The sequence below is a fragment of the Bacillus sp. FSL K6-2861 genome (assembly GCF_038630725.1).
GTDB classification, from domain to species: domain Bacteria; phylum Bacillota; class Bacilli; order Bacillales; family Bacillaceae; genus Bacillus; species Bacillus velezensis.
The window spans coordinates 528,025-545,437 of the sequence record NZ_CP152037.1; the positions used below are offsets into that span (position 1 = coordinate 528,025).

Annotated in this window: 22 protein-coding genes, 7 tRNA genes and 2 pseudogenes; 26 read left to right on the top strand and 5 right to left on the bottom strand. The window is 41.3% G+C overall.

Annotated features, from left to right (window positions below; translation table 11 throughout):
- Positions 1 to 11 precede the first annotated feature (11 nt).
- From endB to NYE62_RS02585, 11 genes are all read left to right on the top strand, one after another.
- Positions 12 to 293, top strand: coding sequence for a type II toxin-antitoxin system antitoxin EndoAI (gene endB / locus NYE62_RS02535; protein WP_003156188.1), 282 nt, complete (start codon positions 12 to 14; stop codon positions 291 to 293).
- Between the two features lie 5 nt (positions 294 to 298).
- On the top strand, positions 299 to 649 hold the full coding sequence (gene ndoA, locus NYE62_RS02540) for a type II toxin-antitoxin system endoribonuclease NdoA (protein ID WP_003156187.1): 351 nt from the start codon (positions 299 to 301) through the stop codon (positions 647 to 649).
- A 117-nt stretch (positions 650 to 766) separates the two neighbouring features.
- Positions 767 to 1,588: an STAS domain-containing protein gene (locus NYE62_RS02545; RefSeq protein ID WP_003156182.1), complete on the top strand. Its 822-nt coding sequence runs from the start codon at positions 767 to 769 to the stop codon at positions 1,586 to 1,588.
- Between the two features lie 4 nt (positions 1,589 to 1,592).
- On the top strand, positions 1,593 to 1,958 hold the full coding sequence (rsbS, locus tag NYE62_RS02550; protein ID WP_003156180.1) for an RsbT antagonist protein RsbS: 366 nt from the start codon (positions 1,593 to 1,595) through the stop codon (positions 1,956 to 1,958).
- A gap of 2 nt (positions 1,959 to 1,960) precedes the next feature.
- On the top strand, positions 1,961 to 2,362 hold the full coding sequence (locus NYE62_RS02555) for an anti-sigma regulatory factor (protein WP_003156178.1): 402 nt from the start codon (positions 1,961 to 1,963) through the stop codon (positions 2,360 to 2,362).
- Positions 2,363 to 2,373: 11 nt separating this feature from the next.
- Positions 2,374 to 3,381, top strand: coding sequence for a PP2C family protein-serine/threonine phosphatase (locus NYE62_RS02560; RefSeq protein WP_039252645.1), 1,008 nt, complete (start codon positions 2,374 to 2,376; stop codon positions 3,379 to 3,381).
- A gap of 63 nt (positions 3,382 to 3,444) precedes the next feature.
- Positions 3,445 to 3,774: an anti-sigma factor antagonist gene (locus NYE62_RS02565; protein ID WP_031378636.1), complete on the top strand. Its 330-nt coding sequence runs from the start codon at positions 3,445 to 3,447 to the stop codon at positions 3,772 to 3,774.
- Positions 3,771 to 4,253, top strand: a complete 483-nt coding sequence (gene rsbW, locus NYE62_RS02570; RefSeq protein WP_007609591.1) for an anti-sigma B factor RsbW — start codon at positions 3,771 to 3,773, stop codon at positions 4,251 to 4,253. Before NYE62_RS02565 ends, rsbW begins: the two co-directional genes overlap by 4 nt.
- Positions 4,219 to 5,007: an RNA polymerase sigma factor SigB gene (gene sigB, locus NYE62_RS02575; protein ID WP_003156171.1), complete on the top strand. Its 789-nt coding sequence runs from the start codon at positions 4,219 to 4,221 to the stop codon at positions 5,005 to 5,007. The genes rsbW and sigB overlap by 35 nt, the downstream gene beginning before the upstream one ends.
- A complete protein-coding gene (locus NYE62_RS02580) occupies positions 5,007 to 5,609 on the top strand; it encodes a PP2C family serine/threonine-protein phosphatase (protein ID WP_039252641.1) in 603 nt (200 codons plus the stop codon). The genes sigB and NYE62_RS02580 overlap by 1 nt, the downstream gene beginning before the upstream one ends.
- Before the next feature lie 72 nt (positions 5,610 to 5,681).
- A complete protein-coding gene (locus NYE62_RS02585; RefSeq protein ID WP_039252639.1) occupies positions 5,682 to 7,841 on the top strand; it encodes a Tex family protein in 2,160 nt (719 codons plus the stop codon).
- A gap of 9 nt (positions 7,842 to 7,850) precedes the next feature.
- Here NYE62_RS02585 and cmpA read toward each other — a convergent pair whose 3' ends face one another.
- Positions 7,851 to 7,964, bottom strand: coding sequence for a cortex morphogenetic protein CmpA (gene cmpA, locus NYE62_RS02590; protein ID WP_003156164.1), 114 nt, complete (start codon positions 7,962 to 7,964; stop codon positions 7,851 to 7,853).
- 99 nt (positions 7,965 to 8,063) lie between these two features.
- On the opposite strand from cmpA, the gene NYE62_RS02595 reads away from it, so the two are divergent.
- From NYE62_RS02595 to NYE62_RS02635, 9 genes are all read left to right on the top strand, one after another.
- Positions 8,064 to 8,513 carry a SprT family protein gene (locus NYE62_RS02595; RefSeq protein ID WP_061861178.1) on the top strand — a complete coding sequence of 150 codons (450 nt, stop codon included), beginning with the start codon at positions 8,064 to 8,066 and terminating at the stop codon, positions 8,511 to 8,513.
- A 135-nt stretch (positions 8,514 to 8,648) separates the two neighbouring features.
- A tRNA-Asn gene (locus NYE62_RS02600) sits at positions 8,649 to 8,723 on the top strand.
- Positions 8,724 to 8,726: 3 nt separating this feature from the next.
- Positions 8,727 to 8,817: transfer RNA gene (locus NYE62_RS02605), tRNA-Ser, on the top strand.
- A 19-nt stretch (positions 8,818 to 8,836) separates the two neighbouring features.
- Positions 8,837 to 8,911: transfer RNA gene (locus NYE62_RS02610), tRNA-Glu, on the top strand.
- 11 nt (positions 8,912 to 8,922) lie between these two features.
- Positions 8,923 to 8,997: transfer RNA gene (locus NYE62_RS02615), tRNA-Gln, on the top strand.
- Between the two features lie 33 nt (positions 8,998 to 9,030).
- A tRNA-Lys gene (locus NYE62_RS02620) sits at positions 9,031 to 9,106 on the top strand.
- Between the two features lie 8 nt (positions 9,107 to 9,114).
- Positions 9,115 to 9,196 (top strand) — tRNA-Leu (locus tag NYE62_RS02625).
- A gap of 68 nt (positions 9,197 to 9,264) precedes the next feature.
- Positions 9,265 to 9,348: transfer RNA gene (locus NYE62_RS02630), tRNA-Leu, on the top strand.
- A 456-nt stretch (positions 9,349 to 9,804) separates the two neighbouring features.
- The gene (locus NYE62_RS02635; protein WP_015416878.1) at positions 9,805 to 10,329 is read left to right on the top strand and encodes an NAD(P)H-dependent oxidoreductase; all 525 of its coding nucleotides are present in this window, start codon (positions 9,805 to 9,807) and stop codon (positions 10,327 to 10,329) included.
- 185 nt (positions 10,330 to 10,514) lie between these two features.
- Here the strand turns inward: NYE62_RS02635 and NYE62_RS02640 are convergent, their stop codons facing one another.
- The gene (locus NYE62_RS02640) at positions 10,515 to 10,673 is read right to left on the bottom strand and encodes an ester cyclase (protein ID WP_076982829.1); all 159 of its coding nucleotides are present in this window, start codon (positions 10,671 to 10,673) and stop codon (positions 10,515 to 10,517) included.
- Positions 10,674 to 11,126: 453 nt separating this feature from the next.
- On the opposite strand from NYE62_RS02640, the pseudogene NYE62_RS02645 reads away from it, so the two are divergent.
- The 5 genes and pseudogenes from NYE62_RS02645 to NYE62_RS02665 form a co-directional block, all read left to right on the top strand.
- Positions 11,127 to 11,517: pseudogene (locus NYE62_RS02645) on the top strand (BCCT family transporter); the annotation flags it as partial.
- Between the two features lie 38 nt (positions 11,518 to 11,555).
- Positions 11,556 to 12,959, top strand: coding sequence for an MFS transporter (locus tag NYE62_RS02650; RefSeq protein ID WP_007409580.1), 1,404 nt, complete (start codon positions 11,556 to 11,558; stop codon positions 12,957 to 12,959).
- Positions 12,960 to 13,291: 332 nt separating this feature from the next.
- Positions 13,292 to 13,611: pseudogene (locus NYE62_RS02655) on the top strand (MarR family transcriptional regulator); the annotation flags it as partial.
- 159 nt (positions 13,612 to 13,770) lie between these two features.
- The gene (locus NYE62_RS02660; RefSeq protein ID WP_040238526.1) at positions 13,771 to 14,235 is read left to right on the top strand and encodes a cystatin-like fold lipoprotein; all 465 of its coding nucleotides are present in this window, start codon (positions 13,771 to 13,773) and stop codon (positions 14,233 to 14,235) included.
- Between the two features lie 11 nt (positions 14,236 to 14,246).
- Complete coding sequence (locus tag NYE62_RS02665; RefSeq protein ID WP_040238524.1) at positions 14,247 to 14,672, top strand: MaoC family dehydratase; 426 nt, start codon at positions 14,247 to 14,249, stop codon at positions 14,670 to 14,672.
- Between the two features lie 265 nt (positions 14,673 to 14,937).
- Here the strand turns inward: NYE62_RS02665 and NYE62_RS02670 are convergent, their stop codons facing one another.
- From NYE62_RS02670 to NYE62_RS02680, 3 genes are all read right to left on the bottom strand, one after another.
- The gene (locus NYE62_RS02670; protein WP_032870349.1) at positions 14,938 to 15,279 is read right to left on the bottom strand and encodes an MmcQ/YjbR family DNA-binding protein; all 342 of its coding nucleotides are present in this window, start codon (positions 15,277 to 15,279) and stop codon (positions 14,938 to 14,940) included.
- Positions 15,280 to 15,333: 54 nt separating this feature from the next.
- A complete protein-coding gene (locus tag NYE62_RS02675) occupies positions 15,334 to 15,528 on the bottom strand; it encodes a recombination factor protein RarA (protein ID WP_007409575.1) in 195 nt (64 codons plus the stop codon).
- A 122-nt stretch (positions 15,529 to 15,650) separates the two neighbouring features.
- Positions 15,651 to 16,094, bottom strand: a complete 444-nt coding sequence (locus NYE62_RS02680; RefSeq protein WP_040238522.1) for an Rrf2 family transcriptional regulator — start codon at positions 16,092 to 16,094, stop codon at positions 15,651 to 15,653.
- A gap of 197 nt (positions 16,095 to 16,291) precedes the next feature.
- Between NYE62_RS02680 and NYE62_RS02685 the strand changes: the two genes are divergently transcribed.
- Positions 16,292 to 16,930 carry an NAD(P)-dependent oxidoreductase gene (locus NYE62_RS02685; protein WP_032870355.1) on the top strand — a complete coding sequence of 213 codons (639 nt, stop codon included), beginning with the start codon at positions 16,292 to 16,294 and terminating at the stop codon, positions 16,928 to 16,930.
- Positions 16,931 to 17,413: the final 483 nt, after the last annotated feature.

The following is a 17,413-nucleotide window of genomic DNA, read 5'->3' on the forward strand; positions in this document are numbered from 1 at the left end:
GTGTATGTTTTTTGTCTGAATCCAGCGCAAGAACCGAAATGAAAATCAGCTTGCCCGAAAACTTAGTAGCTGAATTGGATGGTGTAGCGATGCGGGAGAAACGAAGCAGAAACGAACTGATATCACAAGCAGTGAGAGCGTATGTCAGCGAACGGACAACTCGCCATAACCGTGATTTGATGAGACGCGGGTATATGGAAATGGCGAAAATCAACTTGAATATCTCTTCTGAGGCTCACTATGCTGAGTGCGAAGCAGAAACGACCGTTGAGCGCTTAGTCAGCGGAGGATAATCATTTTGATTGTAAAGCGCGGCGATGTTTATTTTGCTGATTTATCTCCTGTTGTTGGCTCAGAGCAAGGCGGCGTACGCCCGGTTTTAGTGATCCAGAATGATATCGGAAATCGCTTTAGCCCGACTGCTATTGTTGCAGCCATAACAGCCCAAATACAGAAAGCGAAATTACCAACCCACGTCGAAATTGATGCAAAACGCTACGGTTTTGAAAGAGATTCCGTTATTTTGCTGGAGCAAATTCGGACGATTGACAAGCAAAGATTAACGGATAAAATAACTCATCTGGATGATGAAATGATGGATAAGGTTGATGAAGCCCTGCAAATCAGTTTGGCACTCATTGATTTTTAGTCATATTTTGGTTGCTCATATAGAGCAACTTTTTTTGTTTTCGAAAAACATAAGCGCTATAATAAAGAGATAATCAAACAAAATTTGTTGTTTTGTGTCGGGAGGTCAGTGAAACCCATGTCGAATCAGAAAGTGTATCAGTTCATCATTGATCAGCATGATGAACTGCTTGATACTTGGACAGCCAAACTAAAAGAAGTAGGCAATCAGGAAGACTATCAGCTTACGAATCACATATGTGAAAATATTTGTAAAGACTATATAGACATTCTTTTATTATCGACTAAAAATGACGAGGCTACGGAAGAGCAGATCAGTGAACTCGCACTGCGTGCCGTTCAGCTCGGCCTGTCACTGAAACTTCTTTCAGCCACCCTGTCAGAGTTTTGGAAACTGCTTTACGAAACGATGGTCGACCTTAATATGGCCGATCAGGACAGAGCAGATTTGATTTTGGAAATAGACAGCTTTTTCAATCCGATCAACACGGAAATCTTAAATCAGTATTCTATCTCCTGGGAAAAAACGGTTACTTTGCAAAAAATCGCGCTTCAGGAATTGTCGGCTCCGCTGATCCCGGTATTTGAGCATGTAACGGTCATGCCGCTTGTCGGGACGATTGATACGGAGCGTGCAAAGCATATTATGGAAAATCTGTTAAACGGCGTCGTAAAGCACCGTTCACAGGTTGTATTAATTGATATCACGGGCGTGCCGGTCGTTGATACGATGGTGGCGCACCATATTATTCAGGCATCAGAAGCGGTGCGGCTTGTCGGCGCGAAATGCCTGCTCGTCGGAATCCGTCCGGAGATTGCGCAGACGATCGTTAATCTGGGAATTGATTTGTCGCAGGTTATTACGAAGAATACCCTTCAAAAAGGAATTCAAACAGCGCTTGAAATGACAAATCGAAAAATCGTTTCATTGGGGGAATAACATTGTGAGACATCCAAAAATCCCGATCCTGAAACTGTATAACTGCTTATTGGTATCCATCCAATGGGAACTTGACGACCAGACAGCTTTGCATTTTCAAGAAGATCTGCTGAACAAAATCTATGAAACCGGCGCAAACGGGGTCGTCATTGACCTGACATCCGTTGACATGATCGATTCATTTATCGCGAAAGTGCTCGGCGATGTCATCACCATGTCTAAATTGATGGGCGCAAAGGTCGTATTGACGGGAATTCAGCCGGCTGTGGCGGTCACATTGATTGAACTCGGAATCTCACTTGAGGAAATTGAAACGGCGCTCGATTTAGAGCAAGGGCTTGAGACATTGAAGCGGGAATTGGGGGAATAGCGATGAACGACCAATCCTGTGTGAAAATCATGACAGAATGGGATATCGTAGCCGCCAGACAGCTTGGCCGCAACGTTGCGAAGGAATTAGGCTTCGGTACGGTGGACCAGGCCAGAATCACGACGGCTATCTCAGAATTGGCCAGAAACATTTACTTATATGCAGGCAAAGGCCAGGTCAGCATAGAACAAGTAAACGACAGAGGGAAAAAAGGCCTTAAAATTATAGCAGAAGACAAAGGACCCGGAATCCCCGACATCCGTAAAGTGATGGAAGACGGCTTTTCAACGTCAGGCGGACTGGGAGCGGGACTTCCGGGCGTCAAAAGGCTGATGGACGAATTCAGCCTGCAATCTGTTGCAGAGGAAGGAACAGAGATTCAAGCCGTGAAATGGCTTCGGTAGGAGGTTAGAACGTGGATTTCAGGGAGGTTATAGAGCAGCGGTATCATCAGCTGCTTAGCCGATATATAGCCGAATTAACAGAAACATCTTTATATCAAGCCCAAAAATTCAGCCGAAAAACGATTGAACATCAGGTTCCTCCGGAGGAGATTATCAGTATCCACCGAAAAGTAGTAAAGGAACTGTATCCGGATCTGCCGGAAGATGTTTTTCATTCGCTGGATTTTTTAATAGAAGTCATGATTGGCTACGGGATGGCTTATCAGGAACATCAAAGTCTGAGAGATATCCAGCAGGAGCTTCGTTCAGAAATTGAAATTGCCGCAAATGTTCAGCAGACGCTGCTTGGCACAAAAATTCCTGAAGAAGAAGATCTGGATATCGGGGCGATCAGCGTCCCCGCCAAACAGATGAGCGGGGATTATTATCACTTTGTCAAAGACAAGGAATCGATTAACATCGCGATAGCCGATGTCATCGGAAAAGGAATACCCGCCGCATTGTGCATGTCGATGATCAAGTATGCCATGGACTCTCTTCCGGAGATCGGCATTCACCCCTCCCAAGTGCTGAAAAATCTTAACCGCGTTGTAGAACAGAACGTGGATTCAAGCATGTTTATCACCATGTTTTACGCAAACTACAATACGGAAAATCACCAATTTACATATGCCTCTGCGGGGCATGAACCGGGCTTCTACTACTCTGAAAAAGAAAAAAAGTTTTATGATCTGGAGGCAAAAGGATTGGTGCTGGGAATTTCTCAGGATTTTGATTACAGCCAATATGAACAGCACATGGACGAAGGAGACATGATCGTTCTTTTTTCTGACGGCGTCACCGAATGCCGTACCGAAAACGGTTTCTTAGAACGCAGCGACATTCAGCGCATGCTGGAAGAACATATGGACTGCTCCGCGCAGGATATGGTCAAAAACATTTACGACAGCCTGCTGAGACTCCAGGACTTTCAGCTTCATGACGATTTTACGTTAATTGTTTTAAAAAGAAAGGTTTAAAAAAACAGCAGCACGGGTAAAAAGCCATTAGCACGAGTAAGGATAACTTTCAGAGGTGATACGATGAATTTAACGGTAGATATGAAGGAGAATCTTTCAGATATACAAATCAAAATCGCTGGAGAAATCGATGTATACTCAGCTCCGGTGGTTCGTGAAAAGCTGATGCCCCTGGCAAACGAGGGGAAAGACATGAGAATCTGCTTAAAAGATGTAAATTATATGGACAGTACGGGTTTAGGCGTTTTTGTAGGCGTGTTTAAAACGGTGAGCAAGGAAGGCGGCTCTCTGAAGCTTGAGAATCTTTCCGACCGGCTCGTCCGTCTGTTTGAAATTACGGGGCTTAAGGACATCATCGACATTTCGGCAAAGTCAGAAGGTGGCGTGCAATGAGTACATCAGTTGATTATATAGAGATGAAAATTCCGGCCGAACCGGAATATGTAGGAATCGTCAGGCTTACGTTATCAGGGGTCGCAAGCAGAATGGGCTATACCTATGATGACATTGAAGATTTAAAAATCGCTGTCAGCGAAGCTTGTACAAACGCTGTCCAGCATGCATACAACGATGAAAATAAGGGAGAAGTATCCGTGCGGTTCGGTGTGTTTGAGGATCGGCTGGAGGTCATTGTCGCCGATCAGGGAGACAGCTTTGATTTTGATCAGAAGCAGCAGGATCTCGGGCCGTACACTCCTTCGCACACAGTCGATCAATTGTCAGAAGGAGGGCTCGGTCTGTATTTAATGGAAACGCTCATGGATGAAGTCAAAGTTCAAAGCAACTCTGGCGTAACCGTGGCGATGACAAAGTATTTAAATGGGGAGCGAGTTGATCATGGCACAACCATCAAAAACTACGAAACTAACTAAAGATGAAGTTGATCGGCTCATACGCGACTTTCAAACACATGATAATAAAGAAGCCCAGGAAACACTCGTTGAGGTGTATACCAATCTCGTCGAAATGCTGGCAAAGAAATATTCAAAAGGAAAAAGTTTTCATGAAGACCTCCGCCAGGTCGGGATGATCGGACTTCTCGGAGCCATTAAACGGTATGATCCCGAGGTCGGCAAATCCTTTGAAGCATTTGCGATTCCGACCATCATCGGCGAAATCAAACGCTTCCTCAGAGATAAAACATGGAGCGTACACGTCCCGCGACGGATTAAAGAACTCGGGCCGCGCATTAAAATGGCGGTGGATCAGCTGACGACAGAGACGCAGCGGTCGCCGAAAGTCGAAGAAATCGCAGCCTTTCTCGATGTGTCAGAAGAGGAAGTGCTTGAAACGATGGAGATGGGAAAAAGCTATCAGGCGCTGTCTGTCGATCACAGCATCGAAGCGGATGCGGACGGAAGCACCGTCACGATTTTAGATATCGTCGGTTCGCAGGAGGAAGGATACGAACGCGTCAACCAGCAGATGATGATCAAAAGCGTGCTTCATGTGCTGTCCGACCGCGAAAAACAGATTATCGATCTAACATTTGTGCAAAATAAAAGCCAAAAAGAAACAGGGGACATTCTCGGAATATCTCAAATGCACGTCTCGCGCCTGCAGCGGAAAGCGGTGAAAAAACTGAGAGAGGCCTTGATTGGAGATCCCTCCATGGAGCTAATGTAATGATTCAGGTTGAAGAAAATGAACATGTTCAAACTCTTGTATACCAATTAAATAAAGAAGGCAAGTCCATATGCGGCGACAGCTTTTTTATGAAGGCGAATGAAGAAGAATTAGTTTGCGCGGTAGCGGACGGTCTCGGCAGCGGATCTCTTGCCAATGAATCCTCGTCAGCCATTAAAGACATCGTGGAAACGTATGCGGATGAGGATGTGGAAAGCATCATTGAGCGCTGCAATCAAGCGATGAAAAACAAAAGAGGGGCGACTGCCTCCATCTTAAAAATCAATTTCATCAAAAGGGAATTGACATATTGCTCGATCGGCAACGTCCGTTTCTTCTTGCACTCCCCATCAGGCGAAGTCTTTCATCCGCTGCCGATTTCGGGTTACCTCTCAGGCAAACCGCAAAGATACAAAACGTATACGTCATCATACGAAAAAGGGGCGAGGTTCATCATCTACACGGATGGGCTTGAGGCTCCACATATCCGCACCTGCTTAAAGCAGGGACACTCAATAGAAGATATATCAAAATCACTTCATCCGTACACAACATCCAGACGTGATGATTTGACCTATATTCTAGGGCAGCTTTTATCGTAAGGCTGCTTTTTTTATGTTCCGCCGTTTTTTGATACACTAGAGAAAGAATGAAGAGATGGAGGCTTTTGTGATATGGAAACGTTAGCCCTTTTGAAAAAACAAATTGCTGAAGAAACAGCGTTATCCCAAAAACATGTCGAAAGTGTCATCCGCCTGCTGGAAGACGGCAATACCGTCCCGTTTATTGCGCGGTACCGAAAAGAGCAGACCGGCTCAATGGACGAGGTGCAGATTCAGGCAATCTCCGAGCGGTGGCAATACATACAAAACCTGACGCAGCGGAAAGAAGAAGTCATCAGATTGATCTCTGAGCAGGACAAGCTGACGGAAGGGCTGAAGCAAAAAATCGAACAAGCGGTCAAGCTTCAGGAAGTCGAGGATTTATACCGTCCCTTCAAACAAAAACGGAAAACAAAAGCCACCGTCGCCAAAAACAAAGGTCTTGAACCGCTTGCGGACTATATTCTTTCTCTCCCGAAAGAAAACCGCCTTCACGACATCGCTGATCAATATATCAGTGCAGAAAAAGAAGTCGCTTCAAGAGAGGAAGCCATTGAAGGCGCGAAGCACATCATAGCCGAGCAAATCTCGGATGATCCTCATTTCAGAAAGTGGATTCGCCAGGAAACGTATAAAAAAGGAATTCTCACTTCCGCGGCAGGCAAGTCAGCCGCTGATGACGAGAAAAACGTCTATGAAATGTACTACGAGTACGAAGAGCCGATCCAAAAGGTCGTTCCTCACAGAGTGCTTGCGATGAACCGCGGTGAAAAAGAAGGCATTTTAAAGATTGCGATCGAACCGCCCGCCGATCAGATAAAAGCTTATTTAGAAAAGCAAATTATCAAACACCGTGAAACGCCTGTGATAGAAACGCTGAAAGAAGCCATTGAGGACAGTTACAAACGTCTGATCCAGCCGGCTATTGAGCGCGATATCCGCAAAGAGCTGTCAGAAAAAGCAGACGCGCAGGCGATTCATATTTTCGCTGAAAACCTGCGTAAGCTCCTGCTGCAGCCGCCGATGAAGGGGAAAGTTGTGCTCGGCGTCGATCCGGCCTTCCGTACGGGGTGCAAACTGGCAGTTGTTGATGAGACGGGAAAAGTGCTGAAAATCGATGTCATTTACCCGCACGCTCCCGTAAAAAAGACAGCGGAAGCCCGGGAAAAAATCAAACAATTGCTGGATCGGTACGAAGTCGAGGTTGTGGCGATCGGAAACGGCACGGCATCACGGGAGACAGAGCAATTCGTCGTTGATGTGCTGAAAGAAACAGAGCGTGACATTTATTATGTCATCGTCAATGAGGCCGGAGCAAGCGTGTATTCCGCGTCAGAAATCGCCCGTGAGGAATTTCCGGATTTTCAGGTCGAAGAGCGCAGCGCCGTCTCCATCGCGCGGAGGTTGCAGGACCCGCTGGCCGAGCTTGTAAAAATTGATCCTAAATCCGTCGGCGTCGGGCAATACCAGCACGATGTCAGCCAAAAGCAATTAAACGAATCTCTCCGTTTTGTCGTAGAGACCGTCGTCAACCAAGTCGGGGTGAATGTCAATACAGCTTCAGCCGCGCTGCTCCAATATGTAGCCGGGTTATCCAAAACCGTTGCCGGCAATATCGTTAAAAAAAGGGAAGAGCTCGGAAAATTTACAAATCGCAAAGAACTGAAAGAAATTCCGCGTCTCGGCGCAAAAACATATGAACAGTGCATCGGCTTCTTGAGAGTGCCCGGGGGACCGGAGCCGCTCGACCGCACCGGGATACACCCGGAAAGCTATAAAGAGACAAAGGCGCTGCTCAAAAAACTGCAGCTCACTGCGGATCAGATCGGAAGCGCGGACGTAAAAGAGAAAATAAGCGCATTGCCGCTGTCTGAAACGGCTGAAGAGCTCGGTATAGGGGAAATTACGCTTGCGGATATTTGCGGGCAGCTGACAAGGCCGGAGCGCGATCCTCGTGACGAAGTGCCGAAGCCTTTGCTGAAAAAAGACGTTCTGCAGCTTGAGGATTTAAAGGAAGGAATGGAATTGCAGGGCACCGTCCGCAACGTTGTAGACTTCGGCGCTTTCGTCGATATCGGCGTCAAGCAGGACGGGCTTGTGCACATTTCAAAACTGAGCAATCAATTCGTCAAACATCCTCTCGACGTCGTATCGGTCGGAGACATCGTCACCGTATGGGTCGAAGGGGTGGACGTGCAAAAAGGCAGAGTGTCGCTGTCTATGGTAAAATAAAAGCACTGCTTACGAGCAGTGTTTTTTTCTGTAGAAATACCAGCACTGATTCAGCAGTTTGATTTGGTAATTGTCCTTTTCTAAAAACGCTTTTTGCATTTGTTTCATCAGCCAATTCGGCATGGCTCATTCCTCCTCAGCTTTTAGTTAGAGGTCGGTTTTAACTCATTGTATGCGAACGGTGAATTGTCCCGTTCAATGTTTTTAAAGCGGGGTGCACTTATGGATAACGAACAACTTCAAAAGCTGACGGAAGACATCTCTGAACAAGATTTCGGAAAGCCGTTCCGTCACAGAGCCTTCTTCAATGACCGGCTGAAAACGACAGGCGGCCGGTACATGCTGTCTTCCCATAACATTGAATTAAACCGAAAATATCTGCTTGAACACGGACGGAGCGAGCTGGTAGGCATCATCAAACACGAGCTGTGCCATTACCATCTTCACCTTGAAGGAAAAGGGTACAAGCACAGAGACAAAGACTTCAGAGAACTGCTTCAGAAAGTCGGAGCGCCGAGATTCTGCAAGCCGCTCCAAACCAAAAAGACACAAAAGAAAACATATATGTATAGATGCGCGGCTTGCGGCCAACAGTATATAAAGAAGCGGGCAATGAATCCGGAAAGATATGCCTGCGGAAAGTGCAGAGGAAAAATCAAAAGAATTTTTTAAAAAGGCTTGACTCATTTTAATGTTCTATGTTAAATTATAAAAGTCGTTGAGAGACAACGACACTTTCTCAAAAAAATAAATGTTGCTTCTTGACACAATATGTCGCATCATTTATAATGAAGAAAGTCTGATTATTCCACAGTAGCTCAGTGGTAGAGCTATCGGCTGTTAACCGATCGGTCGCAGGTTCGAATCCTGCCTGTGGAGCCATATGGAGAAGTACTCAAGTGGCTGAAGAGGCGCCCCTGCTAAGGGTGTAGGTCGCGTAAGCGGCGCGAGGGTTCAAATCCCTCCTTCTCCGCCAGATAAGTTCTCAACCAGACGGCCCGTTGGTCAAGCGGTTAAGACACCGCCCTTTCACGGCGGTAACACGGGTTCGAATCCCGTACGGGTCACCATTTACCTTCGTTGGGCTATAGCCAAGCGGTAAGGCAACGGACTTTGACTCCGTCATGCGTTGGTTCGAATCCAGCTAGCCCAGCCATTTTATTTAAAATTTTTGAATCACTTTTAGAGCGAGCCATTAGCTCAGTTGGTAGAGCATCTGACTTTTAATCAGAGGGTCGAAGGTTCGAGTCCTTCATGGCTCACCACTTGTCACGCGGGTGTGGCGGAATTGGCAGACGCGCTAGACTTAGGATCTAGTGTCTTACGACGTGGGGGTTCGAGTCCCTTCACCCGCACTTTCTTTTCAAAGTGCTGATCATCATCACTAGCTTATATGCTTAGTGGAAAGACAGCTTCATAGCACGCGGTCGTGGCGGAATGGCAGACGCGCTAGGTTGAGGGCCTAGTGGGTGAATAACCCGTGGAGGTTCAAGTCCTCTCGGCCGCATCAATGATACCAAGGATTATAGAGATCCTTGGTATTTTTTTGTGCTTATTTTTAAATGATCTACTGCCCACAAACTGCCCACTTACCTAAAGTAAGTCATCTGCAGTCGACATCGCACAAATATTTTCATCATTATAGGTAGTTACTAATGCCTCAAGCTCCAATTTGCAAAAGCAGAGAAAGTATTGCTAAGCATGGAAGACCTTGTTATATGATCAGCTATTAGAATTAGACACGAGATAATAGGGTAGGGGCATAAGAATACTGAAAAGGCTTAATCTTTTTTAAAAGGTTAAGTCTTCTTTGGGCTATAAATGTAATCGGTGCCCAATTAGTTGCCCTGAATTCATGAAAAAGGATAAAATAGGTGTAAATAAGTTGTGATTTTAAAATTAGAATCAAATCCTTATCACAAAAGCAATAATAACTAATCGGCGAAGAAAGGATAACAGTCAAATGAAAACATTAGTTATCGTTATACACCCTAATTTGGAAACGTCTGTTGTCAACAAAACCTGGATGAATCGTTTAAAGCAAGAGAATGACATTACGGTTCATGACCTGTACGGTGAATACCCTAATTTTATCATTGATGTAGAAAAAGAGCAGCAGCTCCTGTTAGATCATGAGCGTATCGTTTTTCAGTTCCCAATGTATTGGTACAGCAGTCCCGCGTTACTCAAACAATGGGAAGATGATGTGTTAACACATGGCTGGGCTTATGGAACTGGAGGTACTAAATTGCATGGAAAAGAACTGCTCTTAGCTATCTCCTTAGGCGCACAGGAATCTGATTATCAAGCAGGCGGAGAATATAATATCACGATCAGCGAGCTTATCAGACCGTTTCAAGTCACTGCTAACTATATAGGAATGCGTTTTCTTCCTGCCTTTACACAATATGGGACACTTCACCTTTCAAAAGAAGATGTTAAGAACAGTGCGGAGAAATTGGTTAACTATCTTAAAGCTGAGCATTGATCCGGTATTCGCGAGGGAAGCTGAAATAAATGATGTGTTGTGAAAATAAGGATTTGTGATAGATGTTAATTAAACTTTATTTCAAAGTTACATCGACTGAATGCAGGAGGGCATAGAGCGAGGACTTAATTATAAAAAAGAGACAAGCTATTCACCTGGTCTCTCACTATTTCAACTTTTTACTGTTAATTAACGCCAAGCTGACGGAGAATATCATGCACATCCACATGAGATCTATGTTCAATAATTTTACCGTCAACAATACGTAACAACATCATAAGAGAGAATTTAACGCTTTTTCCTAAATTCAATTGTCGGTGATTGGCCTGTTTAAATGCATCCATTATTTCATACCCGGTGCTACTTATTTCTGTTGTAGTCTGTATCCTGATTAATAGGTAAAGAAAGTCGAAAAGGTATACGAAATTCTTCATACAAATTAAAGTTTTGAATGAAAGAGCAGGATTACTCCTGCTCTTTTTCTTTCTAATTGGGCTGGATTAAACGCAGACGGTTATTCCTTGGGAAAAACAAAAAAATTTCTTCTATCCATTGACTAGCTTGGCTTTAGCCGGGTTTCTATCACCCTGTTGGGCTTGTCAGATTTTAAAAAGATATGCTACGTTTATAGTGTTTTGTTTCACCTGATTGTGGGGTAATAAAGATAGAATCAGTAAATAATTCTTAGGAACGACCTCAATCTTATAATAAACATATTGGAAGCCGTAATGGAAGAACTAAAATAAAGGTTTAGGATACTTTGGAGAAAATAAAAGTTTGTTTTCGAATGTGACAATATTCACAATAGAGCTGTATGAAGGGGAATCATTTCTCGAAATAGTCTGCAGAAAATACCAACCACAGCCCAAGGATATATCACTAACCGCTTTGGCTGGTATTATCTGTTGGATGTTTCTCTTTTTGTTGCTTTTTGTATTATTTTTAGTCCAATCGGCAAAAATAAGTTAAGGAAACCAGCGAAAAAACTGAATTTCATCCTTCTTTCCTGGTTTACAATGTTATTTGGCGCTGATATGGATATTAGTCTAGTCTTTTAAGGTACAGTTGAACCAATCATCCACTATGCCGTTAGCTCTCCATCAGGTGAAACAGAAACCCCCAGACTTTTAGAGAAGCATTACGCTATACATTCTGGGACTGCATGCTTGGACCGTTTATGCGCTTGTATAATGTGGATTTGATAATTAAGGAGTCGATATTATTAAATGAAGTTTAACAAGAAAAAAATTAACGTTGTAGACATTCAAAAAGCGAAGAAAAGCGTGTTTGCTACAGGGATAGGAAACGCGATGGAATGGTTTGATTTTGCTTTATATTCTTATTTGGCAGTTATTATTAGTAAAAACTTTTTCAGTCCAGTTCAAAACGATGAATTAAAGTTAATATTTACTTTTGCTACATTTGCAATTGCCTTCTTACTTAGACCGGTAGGCGGAATTATTTTTGGTAAAATGGGTGATAAATTTGGTCGGAAAATAGTATTAACAATTACTATTTTAATGATGGCTTTATCTACTTTAATAATTGGTGTGCTTCCTACCTATGAACAGATTGGTGTATGGGCCCCTATATTATTACTCTTAGCTCGTATTCTGCAAGGTTTTTCTGTGGGTGGAGAGTACGCTGGTGCAATGGTATATATCGCAGAATCTTCTCCAGATAATAAGCGTATAAGGTTAGGCAGCGGTTTAGAAATCGGCACATTATCTGGTTATATAGTAGCTTCTGTTTTAGTTACAGTACTTTTCTGGACTTTATCTGATGTTCAAATGAATAGTTGGGGATGGAGAATTCCTTTCTTCTTAAGTATTCCAATAGGATTATTTGGTTTATATTTGAGAAGTCATTTAGATGAATCACCAATTTTTGAAAATGACATCTCTGAAAGCCAAGAACAACAACCAGGTTTATTAGAAGTCATTAAAACATATAAAAAAGATATCTTTTTATGTATCGTATTTGTGGCATTTTTCAATATAACCAATTACCTATTGTTAGGTTATATGCCTTCTTATTTAGATGAGAACCTTGGTATAAGTGATAATATAAGTACACCGGTTACAGCAATTGTATTGATTATTATGGTACCGTTCGCTTTAACTTTTGGTAAATTGGGAGATAAATTAGGAAATAAAAAAGTTATAACAATTGGATTAGTATTAGGAATTGTATTTTCGATTATCTCTTTTCAATTTCTTAATATGGGGAATATAACATTCTTATTTATAGGACTTTTAATGTTAGGGATTGTATTATCTGTATACGAAGGTACTATGCCAGGATCTTTACCTACGTTGTTCCATACTGACATTAGATATCGTACATTATCCTGGACATTCAACTTATCAGTTTCTATTTTTGGTGGAACAACACCTTTAGTTGCTTCTTGGTTAACCCATGTGACAAGAAACAATTTGGCGCCGGGTTTCTATTTATTGGCAGTTAGTTTAATTGGCTTAATAGTTGTGTTAACCTTATTTAAAGATACTTCAGGTAAATCTTTAAAAGGTTCTTACCCAACAGTTGCTTCTAAAGCTGAGTTTCAAGAAGCTGTTGAAAATCCAAAAGATTCACTGTGGTGGAAAATGGAACAAACAGAAAAGGAATGAAAAAAACATCCATTTAATTGACCGGCTACTCGACATACAGACTCAGAATAAGCTGGGATTATCCGAGCAGCAATGACTGCAGCTCTTTTATATTCTGGAGGGCTTACTGCTTTGCAAAAGCAGCGTTGCTATTCTCGATCGTCATTATTTTATTGGTTGTGTCCTAATAATAAAACGTTGACGCAAGAACGAAGAGAAATTAAAAGGTCCGAGCAATACAGCAAAATAAGAAGCAAGAAGCTTTGTTATGCCAGTTCTTCTCCCGAAGGAGAGCTGGCTTTTTATTTTCTTATGGGGTCCAAAGCAGAAAACGAGAACTTGTACGCTAATCACAGTATTTGGTTCTTCTTGTTTTATGGGAGAAGGAAAAAATATCTGTTAAAGGTTTAGGCGAAGAATTATATCTAGACTCCGGAACATTAACTCCAGTTTTAAAACGACTTGAGGAGCGAGGTCTTATTATAAGAGAGCGTTCAAAAGAGGATGAACGAGTGTAATTATTACGTTAACAACTGAAGGGAATGAGTTTAAAGAAAAAGTCACAATGATACCTAATGCAGTATTTGATAAAACCGGTTGTAATGAAGAAGAAATTAAAAGTTATAACAAGGAAATTCGTAATTTACTTAACATGCTGACAACTGAGCAATAGTTTTATGAATATAGATGGTGGGCCCAGCGGTGAATAACCCGTGGAGGTTCAAGTCCTTTCGGCCGCATCAATGATACCAAGGGTTTTGACACCCTTGGTATTTTTTGTTTAAAAAAATTCATCTGTTACTGTCCACTTACTTATAGTAGGTCGTATGATTTGTCAGTCACCTTCATCCTTCTGCTGACTGCGTGCACGGTAGTAAATATGATAATGATTAATGAAGTGATGAAGCAGGAGAAGAAAGTCAGAAAAGAAATGCGAGCAGATTCAGATGAGTACAAAAGAGATAACGCCATAATTCGTGTATATGATGACGGGAAATATATTCAACTTGCGTTTTATCAGCCAGAAGAAAGTTCTCGTAGGCTGACTGCTTATTCTTATTATGAGAAGCTTGGAGATTCTTATGAGGAAATGGCACATATGCCGGGTGATGGTGATGGCGACCGCCTTGGTCTTTATAAGAAAACACCTGATTATAAAGAGGTTAAAGGCAAGGAAACAAAAACAATGTGCTTGTTCATACCTGATAGGGGAACAATTGTTTTACCGTTAAGTTGTTGTGTGAGAGCCAGTATGTTAAAATGCTACGTAGATTTAATAATAAAGTTTAGATTCTAGGAGATTTATTTATGAAGTTGGATGAATTCACCATCGGGCAGGTTTTTCAAACTAAATCTTTTGAATTAACAAAAGAGAATATAATGAATTTTGCAGAAGTGTATGACCCACAATACATGCATTTAAATGAAGAAAAAGCAAAAATGGGCAGATTTAATGGAATTATTGCTTCTGGAATACAAACGTTATCTATTACTTTTAAGCTTTGGATTGAAGAAGGGTGTCATGAAGACGATATTATTGCTGGGACAGGAATGAATAATATAAAATTCCTAGCACCCGTTTACCCTAATGATAAACTGAACACTATTGTTAAGGTTATTGATAAAAAACCAAATAAAAGCCAGACGGGGATACTTACTGTATTGTTATCTACCTATAATCAGAAAGAGGAAAAAGTGTTTGAAGGTGAGTTATCAGTATTAATGAAACGCTAAATGACCTTTGCGGCATATCATCGTCACCTTTCAATTTTTATAGGTGTCTGGATGAAATAAGCAATCATCTTAATTAATAGAGTGGACTTTGTGTCTGCTCTTTTTTTATTTGTTCAACCTATGATCGAGAAACAAAGGGCTCGCAATAACGAAAAAATCATCTCGTAAATACGAATTTAAAAATTGCTGCCTTGAGGTTTTTTGCATATTCCTCTGTATCATTGAGCCGGGTGAATATCTATAATGAGCGTTCTATCCTTCGATGTTATGTTTCCTTTTTACTTTTTGGTTTTGTCAGTTCAAAGCTGTACTTTACCATGTCATGGATTTGGTGCTCTGGGAGTCCCTCATCTAAGGTAAGAGTATTCCAATGCTCCTTGTTCATATGGTATCCGGGCTTGATTTCTTCAAAAAGACCACGTAGAAAATCAGCCCTTTCAGGTTCGCATTTAAGGTTGACACATAAGTGTTCGTCGCGAGTGAAGATAAGTGCAAATATTTTCTTATTCCCTTTGTGCCGAATTGCAGTCCAACCATCTCCAAAAGGATGGTCTTCATAAGAGTTTGGAAAGGTTAGGCAGTAATCTTTTATTTCACCATAATTCATTATCAATTCACTCCATACCTCATTATTTTTATATACAGAACATATTCGTTCAAACTAAGATTTGCGGTTTCTTTTATACCAATCCGAGATTTCCTCAAGTCTTTGTTTGAACTTAGCTTCTGAACCTTGAGTTGTTGGATAGTAATACTCACGTCCTATTAAAGAATCTGGCATCGTCTGCATTGTCGTTAATTTTTCCTTTTTATCATGAGCATATTTATATCCCTTACCGTAATCTAAATCTTTCATCAAAAGGAGCAGACTTTATGTCTGCTCTTTTTTTGTTCATGAAAAAGCCATTTTTTTAATCAAAAAATCAATATCAATTCGGGGCTGGATTCAATATGATAAAAGATTTTCTGTGAAATCATTTAACAATTATTGGTCAAATTTTCTTTTTCAATAATATCCTTTACCACATCCTCAATTGTGATATGCCCAAGAGCTTTTTCCAAGGCAGATTGGGCGATTTCAAATATTGGACCAATTGTACTTTGAATGTTCCGGCCTACAGGACATTGAGGATTGGGATTTTCATGTATACTAAACAATTCTTTATCTTGAACAACATTAACTGCTCTATAAACATCAAGTAAGGTGATTTCAGTTAGATCCTTCGCTAATTCAGCCCCTGCAATACCTGGCCGAACATTTACTAAACCTGCTTTTTTCAGCATCCCCATAATTTTTCTTATGAAGGCGGGATTTGTATTTACACTTCCAGCTAAAAATTCAGAAGTGCTAATTCCGTCTTCATTTATTTCAATAAGAGCCAATATATGAATTCCTACAGCAAAACGGCTGCTAATAGACATGATTTCTTCACCATCCTCATTACTTTACACTCTTTATAGTACACTTGTAACTGAATGTATTACAAGTTCTTTTACTCTAATATGCTCAATTAACAAGATGATAAAAGTATTGACAAATAAATAAGGTGTAACTAAACTTATTACATGTAATTGATATGGTTACATTTAAAATTTTGAATGATTAGGAGGACTTTAAATTGAAAATTGGAATCATTGGTGCAACCGGAAAAGCTGGAAGTCTTATCTTGAAAGAAGCGGTAAGCAGGGGACATGAAGTAACTGCAATTGTAAGAGATGCTGCAAAACTTAAAGAGGAAAAGATTGCAATCATTGAAAAAAATATAATTGATCTTACATCGGATGATCTAAAAAAGTTAGATGTAGCAGTTAATGCCTTCGGTGCTCCATTAGGAGAAGAACAGGCACATGTAGATGCTGGCCGGGCATTAATTAGGGCATTAAAAGGAACGGGTACAAGAGCCGTAATTGTAGGTGGAGCAGGGAGTCTTTATGTAGACGAAAATAAAACTGTCAGTGTAATGGATACACCTGATTTCCCGGAGATTTTTATTCCGACAGCTAAAGGGCAAGGTCGTAACTTGCAAGAACTAAAGGAAACTTCTGATATTAACTGGACATTTATCAGTCCTTCAGCGGTATTTGACCCAGACGGGAAAAGAACTGGATTTTATCAGTCAGGAAAAGATCATCTTCTTGTGAATTCGAAAGGTGAAAGTTATATTAGCTATGCAGACTATGCAATTGCAGTATTGGATGAAATTGAAAATCCAAAACATATAAATGAACGCTTTACAGTTGTTGGAGAAGCTGAATAAGTGATTGAGTAGAAACAAAGGGTACCATTAGTGTCATCGCTAATGGTATCTTCCTTCTAAGAATGGACGGAGACATTGAAAACTTTGCAATCAGAGCAGCTGATTATTTTTTGAAAAAGGGGATTTATCACGTTTAGAGCTTTTGTAAACCCACTCGTTTTCGTGAGTGGGCTTTTTTAAAATACACCTATCAACATGATATTTATTATTAAGTACGGTAAGGGTCCGTCAAAACTTCTAAATTACAGAAGTTTATTTTCATGATAGTTTAATCATAATGTCACTTTCGAATAATATCGATTAAACTTGATTGAATAGATCAAGACATAAATAACGATTAGTGCGGCAAATGTGTTTAGAACAATGGTTTTATAACAGAAAACACAGTTTCACTTTATTGAGGGCCCAGCGGGTGAATAACCCGTGGAGGTTCAAGTCCTCTCGGCCGCATCCTAATGATACCAAAGGTTTTGACACCTTTGG

Bases quoted from the DNA above. Each gene is read 5' to 3' on its own strand.
- NYE62_RS02545 (WP_003156182.1), top strand. From the start codon at position 767: ATGTCGAATCAGAAAGTGTATCAGTTCATCATTGATCAGCATGATGAA.
- NYE62_RS02555 (WP_003156178.1), top strand. From the start codon at position 1,961: ATGAACGACCAATCCTGTGTGAAAATCATGACAGAATGGGATATCGTA.
- NYE62_RS02565 (WP_031378636.1), top strand. From the start codon at position 3,445: ATGAATTTAACGGTAGATATGAAGGAGAATCTTTCAGATATACAAATC.
- rsbW (WP_007609591.1), top strand. From the start codon at position 3,771: ATGAGTACATCAGTTGATTATATAGAGATGAAAATTCCGGCCGAACCG.
- sigB (WP_003156171.1), top strand. From the start codon at position 4,219: ATGGCACAACCATCAAAAACTACGAAACTAACTAAAGATGAAGTTGAT.
- NYE62_RS02580 (WP_039252641.1), top strand. From the start codon at position 5,007: ATGATTCAGGTTGAAGAAAATGAACATGTTCAAACTCTTGTATACCAA.
- NYE62_RS02585 (WP_039252639.1), top strand. From the start codon at position 5,682: ATGGAAACGTTAGCCCTTTTGAAAAAACAAATTGCTGAAGAAACAGCG.
- cmpA (WP_003156164.1), bottom strand. From the start codon at position 7,964: ATGCCGAATTGGCTGATGAAACAAATGCAAAAAGCGTTTTTAGAAAAG.
- NYE62_RS02595 (WP_061861178.1), top strand. From the start codon at position 8,064: ATGGATAACGAACAACTTCAAAAGCTGACGGAAGACATCTCTGAACAA.
- NYE62_RS02635 (WP_015416878.1), top strand. From the start codon at position 9,805: ATGAAAACATTAGTTATCGTTATACACCCTAATTTGGAAACGTCTGTT.
- NYE62_RS02640 (WP_076982829.1), bottom strand. From the start codon at position 10,673: ATGGATGCATTTAAACAGGCCAATCACCGACAATTGAATTTAGGAAAA.
- NYE62_RS02650 (WP_007409580.1), top strand. From the start codon at position 11,556: ATGAAGTTTAACAAGAAAAAAATTAACGTTGTAGACATTCAAAAAGCG.
- NYE62_RS02665 (WP_040238524.1), top strand. From the start codon at position 14,247: ATGAAGTTGGATGAATTCACCATCGGGCAGGTTTTTCAAACTAAATCT.
- NYE62_RS02670 (WP_032870349.1), bottom strand. From the start codon at position 15,279: ATGAATTATGGTGAAATAAAAGATTACTGCCTAACCTTTCCAAACTCT.
- NYE62_RS02675 (WP_007409575.1), bottom strand. From the start codon at position 15,528: ATGAAAGATTTAGATTACGGTAAGGGATATAAATATGCTCATGATAAA.
- NYE62_RS02680 (WP_040238522.1), bottom strand. From the start codon at position 16,094: ATGTCTATTAGCAGCCGTTTTGCTGTAGGAATTCATATATTGGCTCTT.